Source organism: Pseudomonas amygdali (genome assembly GCF_002699855.1).
GTDB lineage: Bacteria > Pseudomonadota > Gammaproteobacteria > Pseudomonadales > Pseudomonadaceae > Aquipseudomonas > Aquipseudomonas amygdali.
Map to the genome: position 1 here is coordinate 1 of NZ_LKBW01000193.1, position 1,290 is coordinate 1,290.

The window sequence follows — 1,290 nt, forward strand, 5'->3', positions numbered from 1 at the left end:
AAGGCCGCGCCAACCTGCGCAATGACCGCTTGGAATTCATTTCGCTGTTTTACGAATACGCCAAGCAAAACCCCAAAGGAGCGCCCCGCTTGTGGTCAGAATGGCTCGCTGACCCTAACACCCCTTGTCATCAACGTTGACTGGCTACCAAAGGGCACTTCAGAAAACAGAATTTTAAGTACGCTAAGCTTATGGTGATGCCTTGCTACTAAGAGGTTGTAAGTCAGAAAACTCAGTCACGGGGGTCTGTTCCATTGCTCCCCCCAAAAGAATCAGCCGAACACAAAGGAAACTCGTATGCTCCTTTTGACTCGCCGCGAAGGTGAAATTATTATGATTGGCGATGCAATCCAAGTCCAAAGCGTTTCAGAGGGGGCTGTGCGTATCCAGATCGAAGCTCCGGATCTCGTCGCAGTCCGCGAAGCAAGCGATCACCAGCACGGCCCTGCCATCACTCATAAGTGTCAACAGCACTCGCCGGTCACAAAGTCGGAATCAAGGTAGCCTCTGCTCAAGGCTATCTCGTATATGTAGCACGGTCGTAGTCGAGCAGTCGGCATGGCGGGCAGTGGCGCAAATACCCAGCCCGGCCTTCAGCAGTTCCTTTACACGCTTGTGCCTGACGGCCCTGATACTTGCCTAGGCCTTCGCCTGACGTTTGCGCCACTGTTCGTAATCCTTGCGGGCAATCGCGGCCATCATTTCCACCAGTATGGAGTTAATCGCGCTCAGCATTAGGACGGTGAACTTATCGCCTTCCTTGTGGCTACTGTCCCGTCATTGAGGTAGCGCGAAAGCGCTGCCCAGCGTCTTAGGCTGCAATCCGACGCTCTCACTGCCGGCAAAAATTGGCTAGGAAAGGGAACCTAATCCCTCGGCAAGCCACCAACTGACATTAGTAATGTAAAGATTCATGCGGCATAATTGAAAAGGCATCGCAATACAATAGTGGCATGTACCTATATGGTCATATTGGAAATATGGAGGAATTCGGTCACATGAAAGCGCTTATTTTTCTCAGCATCTTGTTGTGGGAACCTATCACTTGGGCTGCACAGCTGAATTTGGAGCTGGAGGGAAATAGCCAAATTTGGCAGACAGAGAACCTCCTTAATCATCCCTTATCGCAAACAATTACCATCCCCAAAGATGTTGCATACAAACGGGATATGAGCTACCGCGCCATACCTTTAGCGGCATTGCTAGGTTTTGTACGAAAAGTATTGCCGCATACAACGTAGGCTACAAGCCAGCGTGACCATGGCTGCGTAGCTCTTGGCCAGCTTGTCG

General features: G+C 50.9%; 1 protein-coding gene and 3 pseudogenes. 3 read left to right on the forward strand and 1 reads right to left on the reverse strand.

Going from position 1 to position 1,290, the window contains the following annotated elements; translation table 11 throughout:
- Positions 1 to 140: pseudogene (locus tag AO277_RS13765) on the forward strand (tyrosine protein phosphatase); the annotation flags it as partial.
- A 157-nt stretch (positions 141 to 297) separates the two neighbouring features.
- Positions 298 to 504 (forward strand): carbon storage regulator, encoded by a 207-nt coding sequence (locus AO277_RS13770; protein ID WP_044320216.1) that lies wholly within the window; start codon positions 298 to 300, stop codon positions 502 to 504.
- Here AO277_RS13770 and AO277_RS13775 read toward each other — a convergent pair.
- Positions 496 to 759: pseudogene (locus AO277_RS13775) on the reverse strand (recombinase family protein); the annotation flags it as partial. The gene AO277_RS13770 and the pseudogene AO277_RS13775 overlap by 9 nt on opposite strands.
- 239 nt (positions 760 to 998) lie before the next feature.
- Here AO277_RS13775 and AO277_RS28130 point away from each other — a divergent pair.
- A pseudogene (locus AO277_RS28130) lies at positions 999 to 1,205 on the forward strand (cytochrome c); the annotation flags it as partial.
- Between the last annotated feature and the right edge of the window lie 85 nt (positions 1,206 to 1,290).

Excerpts from the sequence above, each read along its gene's own strand:
- AO277_RS13770 (WP_044320216.1), top strand. The coding sequence starts at position 298 with ATGCTCCTTTTGACTCGCCGCGAAGGTGAAATTATTATGATTGGCGAT.